The organism is Thalassobacter sp. HA4-2, from assembly GCF_055693705.1.
This window is the reverse complement of the sequence record NZ_JBVFUK010000001.1, coordinates 391,350-407,280: the sequence shown is the minus strand read 5'-3', so window position 1 is coordinate 407,280 and position 15,931 is coordinate 391,350. Positions and strand designations below refer to the sequence as shown.

Here is a 15,931-nt window from a genome sequence, read left to right as displayed (position 1 = left end):
TGTAGGCAACTTGGTGGCGTGCCCGCGCGACCGGGCAAGGCCGCTTAGGCGTGGATCGCGCCGTCACCGCAGGCCAAGGCCGCCTCGCGCATTGCCTCGCTAAAGGTCGGGTGAGCATGGCAGGTGCGCGCCAGATCCTCGGCGGCGGCGCCAAATTCCATGGCCACGCAAACCTCGTGGATCAGGTCGCCCGCCATGGGGCCGATCACGTGACACCCCAGAATGCGGTCGGTTTTCGCATCGGCCAGCAGCTTCACAAACCCGTCGGCGGCGAAATTCGCCTTGGCGCGACCGTTTCCCATGAAAGAGAACTTGCCGACCTTGTAGGCAACGCCCGCCTCTTTCAACTGTTCTTCGGTCTTGCCCACATTGGCCACCTCGGGGTGGGTGTAGATCACACCGGGGATCACATCGTAGTTCACATGGGGGTGCTGACCGGCGATCATCTCGGCGCAGGCCATGCCCTCGTCCTCGGCCTTATGGGCCAGCATCGGGCCGTCGATCACATCGCCAATCGCATAGATTCCGGGGACATTGGTCTTGTAGCTGTCGGTGACGATCTGTCCCCGTGGGGACACTTGGACGCCAAGCGCCTCCAGGCCCAGCCCATCCACAAACGGCTTGCGCCCCGTGGACACCAGCACCACATCCGCGTCCTGCACATGGGCGCTGTCGTCCTTACGCAGCTGATAGTGCACCTTGGCCTTGGTCTTGTTCGCCTCGACCTTCTTGACGGCGGCCCCGGTGATGAAGGTCAGCCCCTGTTTCGTCAGCAGTTTTTGAAAGCTGCGCGCGATCTCCAGGTCCATGCCCGGGGTGATCCCGTCCATGAACTCGATCACGGTCACTTGCGTACCCAGGCGGGCGTAGACCGAGCCCAGCTCCAACCCGATGACGCCACCGCCTACCACGGTCATGGTCTTGGGGATCTTGCCCAACTCCAGCGCGCCGGTGGAGGTGACGACGACCTTCTCGTCGATCGTGACCTCGGCCCCGGGGATGGTCGCAGGTTCGGACCCCGACGCGATGATGATGTGTTTGGCGGTGTGGACCTCATCGCCCACCTTGACCTCACCGGCCTTGGGGATGCTGCCCCAGCCTTTCAGCCAATCGACCTTGTTCTTTTTGAACAGGAACTCGATCCCCTTGGTGTTTTGGCCGATCACGTCGTCCTTGTAGGCCAGCATCTGTTTCCAATCGACGGAAGGGGATTTGCCCTTCAGGCCCATCTTGGCAAAGTTATGCTCCGCCTCGTGCAGCTGGTGGGAGGCATGCAGCAGCGCCTTGGACGGGATGCAGCCCACGTTCAGGCAGGTGCCGCCCAAGGTCTCGCGCCCCTCGACCACGGCTGTTTTCAGGCCCAGTTGTGCGCAACGGATCGCGCAGACATAGCCGCCGGGGCCGGAGCCGATGATGATGACGTCGTAATTTGCCATGGGTCGTTTCCTTGTGTTGTGCCGCTGGGGGCCAGCCCCCAGACCCCCCGAGGGTATTTTTAGAACAATGAGGGGGTCAGGGCGGCGAGTAGCATGAGAGTGGTCGCGCCGAAGCCAACAAACCAGATGTAGCTGCGCCACGGGGTCCAGCCGAAGTAGTAGGCCGGGACATAGGCGACGCGCGCGATCAGGTAGGTGTAGGCGCAGGCCGCGGTGAAGGGGGTGGACTGGCCGCTCGTGTGGATCACAAGGGCGGCGATGGAGAAGAGGATCAACCCCTCGAAATGGTTGTTCAGCGCACGAAACAGGCGCGAGGTCTTGGGCGAGACCTGTTCGGCCAAGGGCTTGCCCAGGCGGTCAGGATCGCGCGGGGACAGGGTTTTGGCGGTGCCCAGTTCAAGGTTGGCCGGCACCGCCATCAGGACGAATTGGACGACCTGGAGAAGTGCGGCGAGGGTGAGGGCGGTGAGTTCGGGGGTCATTGCCATATGGCCTCTTCCTTCCATTTTTGCGGAAATCCAGCAGCTTCAAGTGAAAGACGAGAGCTGGAAGGGAAAGAATCCAGTAAGTGAACAAACCTCTCACGCCAAGACGAACGGGGGTTGGCGTGACACAACAAGTAGTTCAACACGCACGCCATTGCGTAGTAACGCGTTTCTCTTCCTGGTGCGTTTTGTAAATGCTTCAGCGTTGACGGCGTGTCAGAGCCAAAAACTGCTGGAGAATTTATAAGCGGCTTATTCCACAGCCTTGCATGATGAGCACAAACATTTCTTACAAACGCCATTGAGCGAGCCCAAGAGATAATTTGCTTTGGCGAAATTCCACCGTAACCATTGCCAACGAGCGCTAAGTCTGAGTGGCTCATCCCAGAAATCAAATGGGACAGCGGACCAAAATCTAACAACTCCACAGCAATCCAAATCGGCATATCATCGCCTGGGTACTTTGCTCGAAAATGCTCAGCAAAAGCATCTTTCGATTCACTAAATCGCTTGTCAAATCGCCGAAGCCACTCACGGTGCTTGGTTGGGCCAGTGCCCTTGTTGGTCGGACGCTTAAATGAAGGCCCAAAGAACGAAGTCTGTCGATAGGAGAGCGGCCCATGGCGACCGAGAGTGAGTGCGACCTCAGTGCGCAAACTGACTTCTAAACGCTCAAGTGCATCAAGTGTAATCAGCCTCAAACGACTATCAAAAGTATAGAGATCAGTGGTCTCTTTGAACGTTGTGCCTGGCACAAAATTGTCTTCGACCACTCCACCATCTGTGCGTTGCCGCATGGGGTGCCAGTAAGCACTTAATCGATAGTAGCCAATACGACGTAAGTATTCAGCGGCACGGGCTACGTCATCCACTACCATGCCTCGATTGCGCAACAGTTCGATCTGTTGGGGTATCGTCAGATATGGCTTGTTATAAGACAAAAAAGGCCGACCCTTGTGACGAAGCAACAGAGGGGCCAGCCGTATTACGACTGATATTGCATCGTACGACTCGCTTATCAAGAGAAAGATTTCTCAAATTAATTACATCTTGACGCACCCTTTGGCCCTTCTCACAAATCCATCAACAACCGGCGTGGATCCTCCAGCGCCTCTTTCACGCGGACAAGGAACGTCACGGCGCCTTTGCCGTCCACGATCCGGTGGTCGTAGCTTAGCGCCAGATACATCATCGGGCGGATGACGATCTCTCCGTTCACCACCACGGGGCGGTCCTGGATTTTGTGCATCCCAAGGATGCCCGACTGCGGCGGGTTCAGGATGGGCGACGACATCAGCGAGCCATAGACCCCGCCGTTCGAGATCGTGAACGTCCCGCCCTGCATCTCTGCCATGGACAGTTTGCCGTCGCGGGCGCGTTTGCCTTTTTCGGCGATGGCCTTCTCGATCTGGGCAAACGACATTTGGTCCGCGTCGCGGATCACCGGCACCACAAGGCCCGTGGGCGTGCCTGCGGCGATGCCCATGTGGACGAAGTTCTTGTAGACGATATCGGTGCCGTCGATCTCGGCGTTGACCTCGGGCACTTCGCGCAGCGCGTGGCAGCAGGCCTTGGTGAAGAAGGACATAAAGCCCAGACGCGCCCCGTGTTTCTTTTCAAACAGGTCCTTGTATTCCTTGCGGAGCGCCATCGTGGCGGACATGTCGACCTCGTTGTAGGTCGTCAGCATGGCGGCGGTGTTCTGACTGTCCTTCAGGCGCTTGGCGATGGTCTGGCGCAGACGGGTCATCTTGACCCGTTCCTCGCGCGCGGCGTCATCGGCGGGCACGGGCGCGCGTGGGGCGCTGGCCGCAGGGGCCGGGGCGGCGGGGACGGCGGCGGCCACAGCGCCCATCACGTCCTCCTTCATGATGCGACCATCGCGGCCAGAGCCCTGGACGGTCGCGGGATCGATCCCTTTCTCGGCCATGATCTTGTTGGCAGAGGGCGCGTTTTCCACGTCCTTGCCACCCGATTGGGCAGGCTGGGCGGGCGTGGTCGGCGCAGCCGCCGGGGCCGCGCTGCCACCTGCACTGCCCCCGATCACGGCCAGCTTGGCGCTGGCATCCACGGTGGTGCCTTCGGCGGCCACGATTTCGGACAGGACACCGGCTGCGGGGCTAGGCACCTCGACGCTGACCTTGTCGGTCTCCAACTCGCACAGCATTTCGTCCTGGGCGACGGTATCGCCCACCTTCTTGAACCACGTGCTGACGGTGGCCTCGGTGACGCTTTCACCCAGTGTTGGGACCATCACGTCCACGGCATCGCTGGCAGGCGCAGCGGTCGGGGCGGCAGCAGCGGGGGCCGGGGCGGCGCCCTCCCCCTCGGACAGGGTGGCCAACAACGCGTCCACACCCACGGTGGTGCCTTCGGCGGCGACCACTTCGGCCAGCACACCAGCGGCGGGGCTGGGCACTTCGACCGTCACCTTGTCGGTCTCCAACTCGCACAGCATCTCGTCCACGGCGACCGAATCGCCGGGCTTCTTGAACCACGTGGCCACGGTGGCCTCGGTCACGGATTCGCCCAAAGTGGGCACTTTTACTTCGATGGCCATGGTCGTTATCCTTCGATCGTCAGCGCTTCGTTCACGAGCGCGCTTTGTTGTGCTTTGTGTTGGGACGCCAGGCCCGTCGCGGGCGAGGCAGAGGCGGAGCGGCCCACGTAAACGGGCCGTGTGTGTTTTGCGCCAAGGCGTGTCAGGACCCACTCGATGTTGGGTTCCACAAAGGTCCACGCCCCTTGGTTCTTGGGCTCTTCCTGGCACCAGACCATCTCGGCCCCCTTGAACCGTTCCAGCTCTTTCATCAAGGCCAGCGCAGGGAAGGGGTAATACTGTTCCAGACGCAGCAGGTAGATGTCGTTGATGCCGCGCGCGTCCCGTTCTTCCAGCAGGTCGTAATAGACCTTGCCCGAACAGATCACCACGCGCTTGACCTTGTCATCGGCGGCCAGCTTGGTGTCCGAATTGCCCTTTTGCGCATCATCCCACAGCACCCGGTGGAAACTGGACCCGATGGTGAAATCCGCCGCCTCGTTCACGGCCAGCTTGTGGCGCAGCAGGGATTTCGGCGTCATCAACACCAGCGGCTTGCGGAAATCGCGGTGCAGCTGGCGGCGCAGGATGTGGAAGTAGTTGGCGGGCGTGGTGCAGTTGGCCACGATCCAGTTGTCACCGCCGCACATCTGCAAGAAGCGTTCCAACCGAGCAGAGGAGTGCTCGGGCCCCTGCCCCTCGAACCCGTGGGGCAGCAGCATGACCAGACCGGACATGCGCAGCCACTTCGATTCACCGGAACTGATGAACTGGTCGAACATGATCTGCGCGCCGTTGGCGAAATCGCCAAACTGCGCTTCCCACATGGTCAGGGCATTGGGTTCGGCCAGCGAATAGCCGTATTCAAACCCCAGCACCGCGTATTCGGACAGCGCTGAGTCAATCACCTCGTACTGGGCCTGCCCCTCGCGGATGTTGTTCAGGGGGTAATAGCGTTCCTCGGTGTCCTGATGGATCAGGCCAGAGTGGCGCTGACTGAACGTCCCACGCGTGGAATCCTGCCCCGACAGACGCACCTTGTACCCTTCGGTCAGAAGGGAGCCGAACGCCAGCGCCTCGGCCGTGGCCCAATCGAACCCTTGGCCCGTCTCCAGCATCTTGCCCTTGCTTTCCAGCAGGCGCTGGACGGTCTTGTGCAGGGGGAACCCTTCGGGCACGCGGGTCAGGGCGGTGCCCACTTCGGCCATGGTTTCGGGCGAAATCGCCGTTTCGCCGCGCACGTAATCTTCTTTGTTCTTGTCCAGATGGGACCACTTGCCATCCAGCCAGTCGGCCTTGTTGGGCTTGTAGTCCTTGCCAACCTCGAATTCCGCATTCAGGTGCGCCTGAAACGCCGCCTTCATGTCCTCGATCTCGCCTTCGGGGATCAGACCGTCCTTGACCAGACGTTCGGTGTACAGCGACAGGGTGGTCTTGTGGCCCTTGATCTTCTTGTACATGACCGGGTTGGTGAACATGGGCTCGTCGCCCTCGTTATGGCCGAACCGGCGATAGCAGAAGATGTCCAGCACCACGTCCTTGCCGAACTTCTGCCGGAACTCGGTTGCGACCTTGGCGGCGTGCACCACCGCTTCGGGGTCGTCGCCGTTGACGTGGAAAATCGGCGCCTCAACCACCAGCGCGTTGTCCGTGGGATAGGGGCTGGACCGGCTGAAGTGCGGGGCCGTCGTAAACCCGATCTGGTTGTTCACCACGATGTGCATGGTGCCGCCGGTCTTGTGACCGCGCAGGCCGGACAGGGCGAAACATTCCGCCACAACACCCTGCCCCGCAAAGGCCGCGTCCCCGTGCAACAGGACGGGCATCACGGCCCGGCGTGTGGGGTCGTTCAACTGGTCCTGCTTGGCCCGCACCTTGCCCAGAACAACGGGGTTCACCGCCTCCAGGTGGCTGGGGTTCGCGGTCAGGGACAGGTGGACGGAATTGCCGTCAAATTCCCGGTCGCTGGACGCGCCGAGGTGGTATTTCACGTCGCCCGATCCATCCACGTCCTCGGGCTTGAAGGATCCGCCTTGGAATTCGTTGAAAATCGCGCGGTAGGGTTTGCCCATCACGTTGGCCAGCACGGACAGACGGCCGCGGTGGGGCATGCCGATGACGATCTCTTTCACGCCAAGGTTGCCCCCGCGCTTGATGATCTGTTCCATCGCAGGGATCAGGGACTCACCCCCATCCAGACCGAACCGCTTGGTGCCCATGTATTTGACGTGCAGGAATTTCTCGAAGCCTTCGGCCTCGACCATCTTGTTCAGGATCGCCTTGCGCCCCTCGCGGGTGAAGGCGATTTCCTTGCCCAGACCCTCGATCCGTTCCTTCAGCCAGCCCGCCTGCTCGGGGTCCGAGATGTGCATGTATTGCAACGCAAAGGTGCCGCAATAGGTGCGCTTCACGATTTCCATGATTTGCCGCATCGAGGCGACCTGCAAACCCAGCACTTGGTCGATGAAGATCGGGCGGTCCATGTCCGCCTCGGTAAAGCCATAGGACTTCGGATCCAGCTCCGGGTGCGGTGTCGTGGACCGCATGCCAAGGGGGTCGATGTCCGCGATCAGGTGGCCCCGGATCCGGTAGGCGCGAATGATCATCAGGGCGCGGATCGAATCCAGCACCGCGCGCTTGATCTGTTCGTCCGTCACCTCAAGGCCCTTTTCGACGGCCTTGGCCTTGATCTTGTCACCAGCGCCCTTGACCTCGGCGGCGGGTGCCCATTCGCCGGTCAGCGCTGCGGTCCAATCGTCGGTTGGCTGGGGGGCCAATCGGCACGGGCCCAGCTTGGCCCCTCCGCCTCGCGCTTGACGCTGACCTCGTCGTCGCCGAGGGCCCGGAAGAACTCCGCCCAAGAGGCGTCCACCGCCGCCGGGTCATTGGCATAGCGGGCGTACATCTGTTCGAGGTACTCCGCGTTGTGCCCCTGCATGAAGCTAGAGGCGTGGAATTGGTCGTTCGAGCTCTGTTCGGTCATGTCCAATGTCTCCCCCTTTGGCCGTCGCCAAAGGCTGTCGGATGGTGGCCCGGGGGCCGGTGTGTCAGGTCGCCCGGATCAATTCCGGACGGACCCTATTTTGTGTCAGCAGGCCGCCTTGGCCGCCATCTGCTGCGAAACGTGCACGGGTTTTGCGCGATCCGTGCGCAAACATGCACGGGTCGGATCAGCCCTTTGCGATCGCCTCTTGCACGGCTTCGCCCAGGGTTGCGGGGCTTTCGGCCACGACGATGCCTGCGGATTTCATCGCTTCGATCTTGCTTTCCGCGTCGCCTTTGCCGCCGGCCACAATCGCGCCCGCGTGGCCCATGCGGCGGCCCGGAGGGGCCGTACGACCCGCGATGAAGCCCGCGGTGGGTTTCCAACGGCCCTTTTTGCGTTGTTCTGCAAGGAATTCAGCGGCTTCCTCTTCGGCGGAGCCGCCGATTTCACCGATCATGATGATCGAATGTGTCTCGTCGTCGTCGAGGAACATGTCCAGCACGTCGATGTGTTCTGTCCCTTTGATGGGGTCGCCCCCGATGCCCACGGCGGTCGATTGCCCCAGACCCAGATCAGCGGTCTGTTTCACTGCCTCGTAGGTCAGCGTACCGGAACGCGACACAACACCCACCGACCCACGCTTGTGGATGTGACCCGGCATGATGCCGATCTTGCAGGCGTCCGGCGTGATGACACCGGGGCAGTTGGGCCCGATCAGGCGGCTGGCCGACCCTTCCAACGCGCGCTTCACCTTCATCATGTCCAGCACCGGGATGCCTTCGGTGATGCACACGATCAGTTCCATCTCGGCGTCAATCGCCTCTAGGATACTGTCGGCGGCAAAGGGGGGCGGCACGTAGATCACAGACGCATTCGCCTCGGTGACATGCTTGGCCTCATGGACCGAGTTGAACACGGGTAGGCCAAGGTGATCCTGACCGCCCTTGCCGGGGGTTACGCCACCAACCATCTGCGTGCCATAGGCAATCGCCTGTTCAGAGTGGAACGTCCCCTGCGAGCCGGTGAAGCCCTGACAGATGACCTTTGTGTTTTCGTTTACGAGGATTGCCATTGTCGCTTCCTATCGTCGTTTACGCGGGCTTGGTTGCCAGCGCCTGAATGTTGTCGTCGAGCCAGATCTTGTGTCTGTTCAAGGTCTGGAAATGAAAACCAGCGGCCTCGCACGCGCGGCGCAGGGTCGTTGGCGTGAAATAATTGACGTGATCGGGATAGCGAAAGCCGGGCCACTTGCCTCCGGCGATCCGCCTGTTCAAGGAGGCGTAGTTCGGCACACGTATGAACACCTTGCCCCCGGGCTTAAGCGCCCGCAAAGCGCCGCGCAGCACGCGGTCAAACGCCACCTCATGCTCCAGATAGCTGTGCATCAGAACCCCGTCATAGCTGTCCGCGTCGAAGTTCCAGATCGCATCGGCCCCGGGGCCTTGGATGCAAAACCCACCCATGGCGCGCATCTTGGCATCACCCTTGGCCGCCAGGGACTTGGACAGCTCGATCCCGAAGGGAACGACCGGTGCCTCGAACCGCACCACATCCGCACAGCCCACATCAATGATGCGACCCGAACGAAAATGGCGCAGGTACAGCGACGCTGAACGCCCGCGCAAACGGTAGCCGAGCTTGCGCGCCTCATAGGCCAGCTTACTCAACCCGCTGCGTTTCTTGGTCGCCGCATTGCCCACAGCCTCGTAGGTCACGTCCCACGAATACTCTTCCTCAAGGGCGTCGTACTCGACCGGATTGCGCAGGTGTACGAAATCGCACACCGCGCACATCCCGATGCGCCACTGATCCCGCGCATAAGCCGCAAGATCAGCGATCAGGTCCGAGGCGCAAGCCGGACAGGGGCGATATGTGGGTGCAGATAACACCGTCACATCCGATCAGGCCGGGGCCTAACCCTTAACCGCTTTCACGATCTTCTGCGCACCGTCTTTCAGGTTGTCCGCAGCGATCACGTTCAGACCGGAGGTGTTGATGATCTCCTTGCCCTTTTCGACGTTTGTGCCCTCAAGACGCACAACGAGGGGGACCTGAAGACCGACCTCCTTAACAGCCGCCACAACACCCTCTGCGATCACGTCACAGCGCATGATGCCGCCAAAGATGTTCACGAGAATGCCTTTGACGTTGGGGTCCGAGGTGATGATCTTGAACGCTTCTGTGACCTTCTCCTTGGTCGCGCCGCCGCCTACGTCGAGGAAGTTTGCAGGCTCCGCTCCGTACAGCTTGATGATGTCCATCGTTGCCATGGCGAGACCAGCGCCGTTGACCATGCACCCAATCTCGCCGTCCAGCGCGATATAGTTCAGGTCGAATTTGGATGCGGCCAGTTCCTTGGGGTCCTCTTCCGTCTCGTCGCGCAGAGAGGCGATGTCGGCGTGGCGGTAGATCGCGTTGCCGTCAAAGCCGATCTTGGCGTCGAGGCATTTCAGGTCGCCGCTGTCGGTAACGATCAGGGGATTGATTTCCAGCATCTCCATGTCTTTTTCGACGAAGGCTTGGAACAGCTGGCCCATCAGTTTGACGCACTGTTTTACTTGCGCGCCTTTCAGGCCCAGCGAGAACGCGATGCGACGCCCGTGGTACCCTTGGTAGCCCGTGGCCGGATCAACGCTGAAAGACAGGATTTTCTCGGGTGTCGATTCTGCGACCTCTTCGATGTCCATGCCACCCTCGGTGGAGCAGACGAAAGACACGCGGCTGGTTTGGCGATCCACCAGCAGAGCGAGGTAGAGTTCGGTTTCAATGCCGGACCCGTCCTCGATATAGATGCGGTTGACCTGCTTGCCTGCGGGGCCGGTCTGGTGCGTGACCAGCGTGCGGCCCAGCATCTTCTTGGCCTCTTCTGCGGCTTCTTCCACCGACTTGGTCAGGCGCACGCCGCCTTTTTCACCGGCGTCAGCCTCTTTGAAAGACCCCTTGCCGCGGCCACCTGCGTGGATCTGCGCCTTTACGACCCAAAGGGGACCGTCCATCTCGCCCGCAGCGGTTTTCGCGTCCTCGGCCTTCAGGACAACGCGCCCATCAGACACGGGGGCGCCGTATTGGCGGAGAAGGGCCTTGGCCTGGTACTCATGGATATTCATCGGAAATCGTCCCGTTTTGCTGTCGTTGTCATTGTCGTGACACAGGCAAACGAGCGTATAAAACGCCATAACGACGCATGTGGGGGGTTATGGGGTATTTTCTTGCCTTTGTGATCACACTTCTAGAACGTGTGATCACAAATCGGTATGCGATTGAATACAAGAAGCTGCTGAGGCTTGGTCTGTGCGAATCGCCCACACGTAAAAGCCCCGCCTATTCAGACGGGGCTTTCGAGCAATGTTGGTGGTCAAAAGATCAGGCGAGGGTCTCGTCGATCCCTTTGCAGGCATCGACCAATCCCTTGACGGCCGCAACGGATGCGTCGAACATCTCTTGCTCGTCTTTGGTCAGCTTGATGTTCACGATCTTCTCTACACCACCGGCGCCGATGACCGTTGGCACACCCACGTACATGCCCTTCACACCAAGGTCGCCATCACAGTAGGCGGCGCAAGGCAGAACGCGCTTTTGGTCTTTCAGGAACGCCTCGGCCATTTCAATGGCGCTGGTCGCAGGGGCGTAGAAGGCGGAGCCTGTTTTCAACAGACCCACAATTTCGGCGCCGCCATCACGGGTGCGCTGTACGATAGCGTCCAGCTTCTCTTGGCTGGTCCAGCCCATCTCAACCAGATCGGGCAAGGGGATGCCGGCCACGGTGGAGTAACGGACGGACGGCACCATCGTGTCGCCGTGTCCGCCCAGAACAAAGGCCGTCACATCCCGCATGGAAACCTTGAATTCGTCGGCAAGGAAGTGGCGGAAGCGCGCGCTGTCCAGCACACCGGCCATGCCGCAGACCATGTTGTGGGGCAGACCGCTGAATTCGCGCAGGGCCCAGACCATGGCGTCCAACGGGTTGGTGATGCAGATGACAAAGGCGTTTGGTGCATGGGCAGCGATGCCCTCACCGACGGATTTCATGACCTTGAGGTTGATACCCAGCAGGTCATCACGGCTCATGCCCGGCTTGCGAGCGACACCGGCGGTCACGATGCAGACGTCCGCGCCCGCGATGTCGGCGTAGTCCGAGGTACCGGACATGGTCGCGTCAAACCCTTCGGACGGGCCGGATTCTGCGATGTCGAGCGCTTTGCCCTGGGGCAGGCCGTCGGCGATGTCGAACATGACGACGTCGCCAAGTTCTTTCACAGCTGCGAGGTGGGCGAGCGTGCCGCCGATGTTGCCTGCGCCGATCAGCGCGATTTTAGGTCTGGCCATGGAAAAGGGCTCCAGTCAGGTTGAAAGTTGGCGCCACGCCTAGCGCCAAGGGCCAAACCACGCAAGACCGCTGCAACGCGGCACAGGGTCCCATCGGCATACGATTGTATTCAACTTAGGGCTAAGCATGTACGGCGGCGCGATTTTCGGAGAGAACGATGATCACCTTTGACCTGATGTTTTTTCTGCTGGCGATCCCGGCGGTGATCTTTGCGGGTATATCCAAGGGCGGCTTTGGATCGGGCGCGGCCTTCGCCGCCACCCCGATTCTGGCGCTGGTTCTGGAACCTGCAACCGCGCTTGGCGTCATGCTGCCCCTGTTGATGCTGGTGGATGTGTCGACGCTACGGCCCTACTGGCGCAAGTGGCACGCCCCCTCCGTGCGCGTGCTGTGTTTGGGGGCGGTGCCGGGCGTTGCGTTTGGGGTGTGGTTGTATCAGGTCGCCAATGCAGATGCGCTGCGGTTGTTGATCGGCGCAATCTCGATCGGGTTTGTAGCTTATCAGGTGGCGCGATCCAGGGAATGGGTGCGGATCGCGCCGCAGCCATTCCGCCCATGGTTTGGTGCATTTGCCGGCATGGTCGGCGGGTTTACCAGTTTTGTCAGTCACGCAGGCGGCCCGCCCGTGGCTGTGTTCATGCTGTCGCAAAACATTGGAAAGACAACCTATCAGGCCACCACAGTTATCACGTTCTGGGTAATCAATAGCCTCAAATTTGTGCCCTACGCCTTTATCGGAATTTTCACCGCAGACACTATTTGGGCGAACCTTTACCTCGCGCCCTTTGCCGTCTTGGGCGCATGGCTCGGGGTCAAGGCCCACTATCTTATCCCCGAGCGATGTTTTTTTGCCCTGACCTATGTCCTGTTGATTTGCACCGGCTCAAAACTGATTTGGGATGCGTTGACCTAGGCGTCCGTATCCGCAATCGACAGTGGGTCGACATTGTCATCAAAGGCTTGACCGCTGGCCAGCAGGCACATGCGGCCATCCGGCAAGGTGACAGCGACGGTCCATGTCCCAGTCCGTTCGGATGCATAAACCTCCATAACGCCGTTGTTGGACGACAGGCCAAGCCCACGGCGCGTTTCACCGAAAACCGAGGTCAGTCGTTCGACGATCAAACCCCGCTCTCCGCAGGCAGTCTGCGCGACCGCACCCACGCTGGTCAAATACCAAAGGGCCGCGCCCAGAAAGAGTGTCCGTGTCATATTCATGGTTCCTTTCGTTAGGGGCACGGGTCGCAACATTGGGAACAGTTGCGCAAACCGTCCTCCCCGATGTGCGACCGGCTGGGCCGATCAAGATAAGATCACGGTACGCAAAAGGGGCTAAAGAAAGATTAACGGCCCACGGTCGCGCCGCGATGGCGCAATAATCATTCAAAACGGCACATCAGGGTTGCGTATTGTTGCGCAGTGTGGTCTGCGTCGCCGCAACGCAGCACAACTTTCGCGCCGGAGGCCCCATGGCACAGCCCTATCGTTCCGTACTCTACATTCCCGGATCCAAGGATCGCGCTTTGGAAAAGGCCCGCACTCTGCCTGTGGACGCGATCATTTTCGACCTAGAGGATGCGGTGGCCATCGACGCAAAGGAAGGCGCGCGGCAAACCCTGGCCAGCGCCTTGACGTCCGGGGGCTATGGCAACCGCGCGCAGATCGTGCGGATCAACGCCCTGTCCACCCCGTGGGGCGCTGACGATGTGGCCGCGATTGCCCCCGTTGGACCCCAAGCCATCCTGCTGCCCAAAGTCGACAGCGCCAAGAATATCGAGGCGTTGGCCGCTTTGCTGGACGCGCACCCTGCCTGCGCCGACACCCAGATCTGGGCGATGATGGAAACACCCCTATGCGTTTTCAACGCGCTGGAAATCGCGACAGCCCCGCGCATGGCAGGTTTTGTCATGGGCACCAACGATCTGGCCAAGGACCTGAACACCCGGTTCCGCGCCGACCGCCTGCCCCTGATGCAGGCATTGCAGACCTGCCTGCTGGCCGCTCGCGCTGCTGGGATCATCTGTGTCGACGGGGTCTACAACGCGTTCAAGGATGATGAAGGCCTGCGCACCGAGTGTGAACAGGGCCGCGACCTAGGGATGGACGGCAAAACCCTGATCCACCCCGCACAGGTGGAGGTCTGCAACACAGCCTTCAGCCCATCGGAGGCCGACATCGACCTCGCCCGCCGCCAGATCGACGCGTTCGAGACGGCCGAGGCTGCAGGGCAAGGCGTTGCCGTGGTGGACGGAAAGATCGTAGAAAACCTGCATGTGGAAACAGCCCGCAAGACGTTGGCCATCGCCGACGCCATCGCGGCAACGGAGTAACCTGCAATGACCCTTCTGATCCTTGGCGTCGCCCTTTGGGCGCTGGCGCATCTTTTCAAACGTATCGCGCCGGATCTGCGCGGCGGCATGGGCAACGCGGGCAAAGGGGCCGTCGCACTGGCCCTTGTGGGAAGCATCGTGCTGATGGTGATCGGTTATCGCGGGGCGGAGTTCATCCCCTTTGGTACCCGCCCGCATTTCTGGTGCACGTGAACAACCTGCTGATGTTGCTGGCGTTTTACCTGTACGGTGTGGGCGCCGCCAAAGGCACCCTCTCCGCCAAGATCCGCCATCCGCAGCTGACCGCCTTCAAGACCTGGGCGGTGGCGCACCTGTTGGTGAACGGTGATCTGGCGTCGGTCATTCTGTTCGGCGGGCTGCTGGCGTGGGCGGTCGTATCCGTGATTGTCATCAACAAATCCGCCCCTTGGGACCGGCCCACCAATGTATCGGTCAAGGGCGACATCAAGGCCCTGATCATCGGTGTTGTCATCATGGTCATCGTCATGGCGATCCACGTTTGGCTGGGTGTCAGCCCGGTGGGGGTATAACATGCGCGCCTACCGCTTGCTGACCGAAGACGACACATCCGCCTTTTGCCACAAGGTCACCGACGCCCTGTCAAAAGGATGGGAGCTGTACGGCGACCCCACCATGACCTTTGACGCGGCGCGCGGCGTGGTACGCTGCGCCCAAGCCGTCACCAAAGACACGGACGGCGATTACGACCCCGAAGTCAGATTGGGAACCCTATGAGCAAGACAAACGCAGGCCGCTTTTTCGAGGATTACAAGGTTGGCCAGGTGATCCGCCACGCCGTGCCGCGCACGGTATCTGGCGGCGAGCGGGCGCTGTATCACGCGATGTACCCCGCACGCCACGCCCTCTATTCGTCGGATGCATTCGCCCAGACCAGTGGCCTGCCCGCCAGCCCGATAGATGATCTGGTGGCCTTTCACGTGGTTTTCGGTAAATCCGTGCCGGACGTTTCCCTGAACGCGGTCGCCAATCTCGGGTACGCCGAGGGGCGATGGCACCTGCCCGTGTACCCCGGCGATACCCTGCGGTCCGAGTCAGAAGTGATCGGGGTCAAGCAGAACTCCAACGGGAAAACCGGTGTCGTCTATGTGCGTACCCGGGGCCTGAACCAGCGCGACGACGTTGTGATGGACTACGTTCGTTGGGTGATGGTGCGCAAACGGGACATGGATGCGCCCGCGCCCGAAACGGTGCTGCCGGACTTGGCAAAGGTCGTGGACCCCGCAACGCTGGCCATTCCCGCGGGGCTGGATTTCACCACCTACGATTTTGAATTGTCCGGAGAGCCCCACCGCTGGGGCGACTACGAGATCGGTGAGCAGATCGACCACGTCGACGGCGTCACCATCGAAGAAGCCGAACATATGATCGCGACCCGCCTTTGGCAGAACACCGCCAAGGTCCACTTTGACGCCACCTTCCGCCCTGACGGCCAACGCCTGATCTACGGCGGTCACGTGATTTCAATGGCCCGCACCCTGTCCTTCAACGGGCTGGCCAACGCGCAGATGATCGTTGGCTTGAACTCTGGTGCCCACGCAAACCCTTGCTACAGCGGCGATACTGTCAAAGCGTGGTCTGAGGTCTTGGACAAAGCCGAAACCAGCGCCCCAGGCGTTGGTGCAATCCGGCTGCGGCTGGTTGCGACGAAGGGGGGATCCTTTTGCCCTGAAAGGGGCAGATGGGAAGTATGTGCCAGAAGTGCTGCTGGACCTGGATTACTGGGCGCTGATGCCCCTTTGAGAGTGCAGGAGGTGGGGGCCAGCCCCCACACCCCCAAGGGCATTTT

12 protein-coding genes and 3 pseudogenes are annotated in these 15,931 nt (G+C 60.9%); 5 read left to right on the top strand and 10 right to left on the bottom strand.

The annotated features are described in order from the left end of the window. Positions 1 to 44 precede the first annotated feature (44 nt). The 9 genes and pseudogenes from lpdA to mdh all read right to left on the bottom strand — a co-directional run bounded on the left by lpdA (position 45) and on the right by mdh (position 11,772). On the bottom strand, positions 45 to 1,436 hold the full coding sequence (gene lpdA, locus ACZ1G0_RS01940) for a dihydrolipoyl dehydrogenase (RefSeq protein ID WP_472735401.1): 1,392 nt from the start codon (positions 1,434 to 1,436) through the stop codon (positions 45 to 47). A 59-nt stretch (positions 1,437 to 1,495) separates the two neighbouring features. Continuing rightward, a complete protein-coding gene (locus ACZ1G0_RS01935) occupies positions 1,496 to 1,918 on the bottom strand; it encodes an MAPEG family protein (protein WP_472737756.1) in 423 nt (140 codons plus the stop codon). Then, on the bottom strand, positions 1,915 to 2,793 hold the full coding sequence (locus ACZ1G0_RS01930) for an Abi family protein (protein WP_472735400.1): 879 nt from the start codon (positions 2,791 to 2,793) through the stop codon (positions 1,915 to 1,917). The genes ACZ1G0_RS01935 and ACZ1G0_RS01930 overlap by 4 nt, the downstream gene beginning before the upstream one ends. Positions 2,794 to 2,993: 200 nt before the next feature. Continuing rightward, positions 2,994 to 4,481 (bottom strand): 2-oxoglutarate dehydrogenase complex dihydrolipoyllysine-residue succinyltransferase, encoded by a 1,488-nt coding sequence (gene odhB, locus ACZ1G0_RS01925; protein WP_472735399.1) that lies wholly within the window; start codon positions 4,479 to 4,481, stop codon positions 2,994 to 2,996. A 5-nt stretch (positions 4,482 to 4,486) separates the two neighbouring features. After that, positions 4,487 to 7,443 (bottom strand): annotated as a pseudogene (locus ACZ1G0_RS01920) (2-oxoglutarate dehydrogenase E1 component). 187 nt (positions 7,444 to 7,630) lie between these two features. Beyond that, complete coding sequence (gene sucD / locus ACZ1G0_RS01915; RefSeq protein ID WP_472735398.1) at positions 7,631 to 8,518, bottom strand: succinate--CoA ligase subunit alpha; 888 nt, start codon at positions 8,516 to 8,518, stop codon at positions 7,631 to 7,633. Between the two features lie 19 nt (positions 8,519 to 8,537). Next, a complete protein-coding gene (locus ACZ1G0_RS01910) occupies positions 8,538 to 9,335 on the bottom strand; it encodes a class I SAM-dependent methyltransferase (protein WP_472735397.1) in 798 nt (265 codons plus the stop codon). A 24-nt stretch (positions 9,336 to 9,359) separates the two neighbouring features. Next, complete coding sequence (sucC, locus tag ACZ1G0_RS01905) at positions 9,360 to 10,553, bottom strand: ADP-forming succinate--CoA ligase subunit beta (RefSeq protein WP_472735396.1); 1,194 nt, start codon at positions 10,551 to 10,553, stop codon at positions 9,360 to 9,362. 256 nt (positions 10,554 to 10,809) lie between these two features. Next, entirely contained in the window at positions 10,810 to 11,772 is a 963-nt protein-coding gene (gene mdh / locus ACZ1G0_RS01900) for a malate dehydrogenase (RefSeq protein ID WP_472735395.1), read from the bottom strand. A 158-nt stretch (positions 11,773 to 11,930) separates the two neighbouring features. Between mdh and ACZ1G0_RS01895 the strand changes: the two genes are divergently transcribed. After that, on the top strand, positions 11,931 to 12,686 hold the full coding sequence (locus ACZ1G0_RS01895; RefSeq protein ID WP_472735394.1) for a sulfite exporter TauE/SafE family protein: 756 nt from the start codon (positions 11,931 to 11,933) through the stop codon (positions 12,684 to 12,686). Here the strand turns inward: ACZ1G0_RS01895 and ACZ1G0_RS01890 are convergent. After that, entirely contained in the window at positions 12,683 to 12,985 is a 303-nt protein-coding gene (locus ACZ1G0_RS01890; protein WP_472735393.1) for a hypothetical protein, read from the bottom strand. The two genes, ACZ1G0_RS01895 and ACZ1G0_RS01890, sit on opposite strands and share 4 nt — an antisense overlap. 257 nt (positions 12,986 to 13,242) lie before the next feature. Here ACZ1G0_RS01890 and ACZ1G0_RS01885 point away from each other — a divergent pair, with 257 nt between their 5' ends. The 4 genes and pseudogenes from ACZ1G0_RS01885 to ACZ1G0_RS01870 all read left to right on the top strand — a co-directional run bounded on the left by ACZ1G0_RS01885 (position 13,243) and on the right by ACZ1G0_RS01870 (position 15,885). After that, complete coding sequence (locus tag ACZ1G0_RS01885) at positions 13,243 to 14,103, top strand: HpcH/HpaI aldolase/citrate lyase family protein (protein WP_472735392.1); 861 nt, start codon at positions 13,243 to 13,245, stop codon at positions 14,101 to 14,103. A 6-nt stretch (positions 14,104 to 14,109) separates the two neighbouring features. Beyond that, a pseudogene (locus ACZ1G0_RS01880) lies at positions 14,110 to 14,654 on the top strand (NnrU family protein). Between the two features lies 1 nt (position 14,655). Further along, positions 14,656 to 14,859, top strand: coding sequence for a DUF1737 domain-containing protein (locus ACZ1G0_RS01875; protein ID WP_472735391.1), 204 nt, complete (start codon positions 14,656 to 14,658; stop codon positions 14,857 to 14,859). Next, positions 14,856 to 15,885: pseudogene (locus ACZ1G0_RS01870) on the top strand (MaoC family dehydratase). Before ACZ1G0_RS01875 ends, ACZ1G0_RS01870 begins: the two are co-directional and overlap by 4 nt. The last annotated feature ends 46 nt before the right edge of the window (positions 15,886 to 15,931 follow it).

Coding starts and splice junctions, on each gene's coding strand:
- lpdA (WP_472735401.1), bottom strand. CDS start 1,436: ATGGCAAATTACGACGTCATCATCATCGGCTCCGGCCCCGGCGGCTAT.
- ACZ1G0_RS01935 (WP_472737756.1), bottom strand. CDS start 1,918: ATGACCCCCGAACTCACCGCCCTCACCCTCGCCGCACTTCTCCAGGTC.
- odhB (WP_472735399.1), bottom strand. CDS start 4,481: ATGGCCATCGAAGTAAAAGTGCCCACTTTGGGCGAATCCGTGACCGAG.
- sucD (WP_472735398.1), bottom strand. CDS start 8,518: ATGGCAATCCTCGTAAACGAAAACACAAAGGTCATCTGTCAGGGCTTC.
- sucC (WP_472735396.1), bottom strand. CDS start 10,553: ATGAATATCCATGAGTACCAGGCCAAGGCCCTTCTCCGCCAATACGGC.
- mdh (WP_472735395.1), bottom strand. CDS start 11,772: ATGGCCAGACCTAAAATCGCGCTGATCGGCGCAGGCAACATCGGCGGC.
- ACZ1G0_RS01895 (WP_472735394.1), top strand. CDS start 11,931: ATGATCACCTTTGACCTGATGTTTTTTCTGCTGGCGATCCCGGCGGTG.
- ACZ1G0_RS01890 (WP_472735393.1), bottom strand. CDS start 12,985: ATGACACGGACACTCTTTCTGGGCGCGGCCCTTTGGTATTTGACCAGC.
- ACZ1G0_RS01885 (WP_472735392.1), top strand. CDS start 13,243: ATGGCACAGCCCTATCGTTCCGTACTCTACATTCCCGGATCCAAGGAT.
- ACZ1G0_RS01875 (WP_472735391.1), top strand. CDS start 14,656: ATGCGCGCCTACCGCTTGCTGACCGAAGACGACACATCCGCCTTTTGC.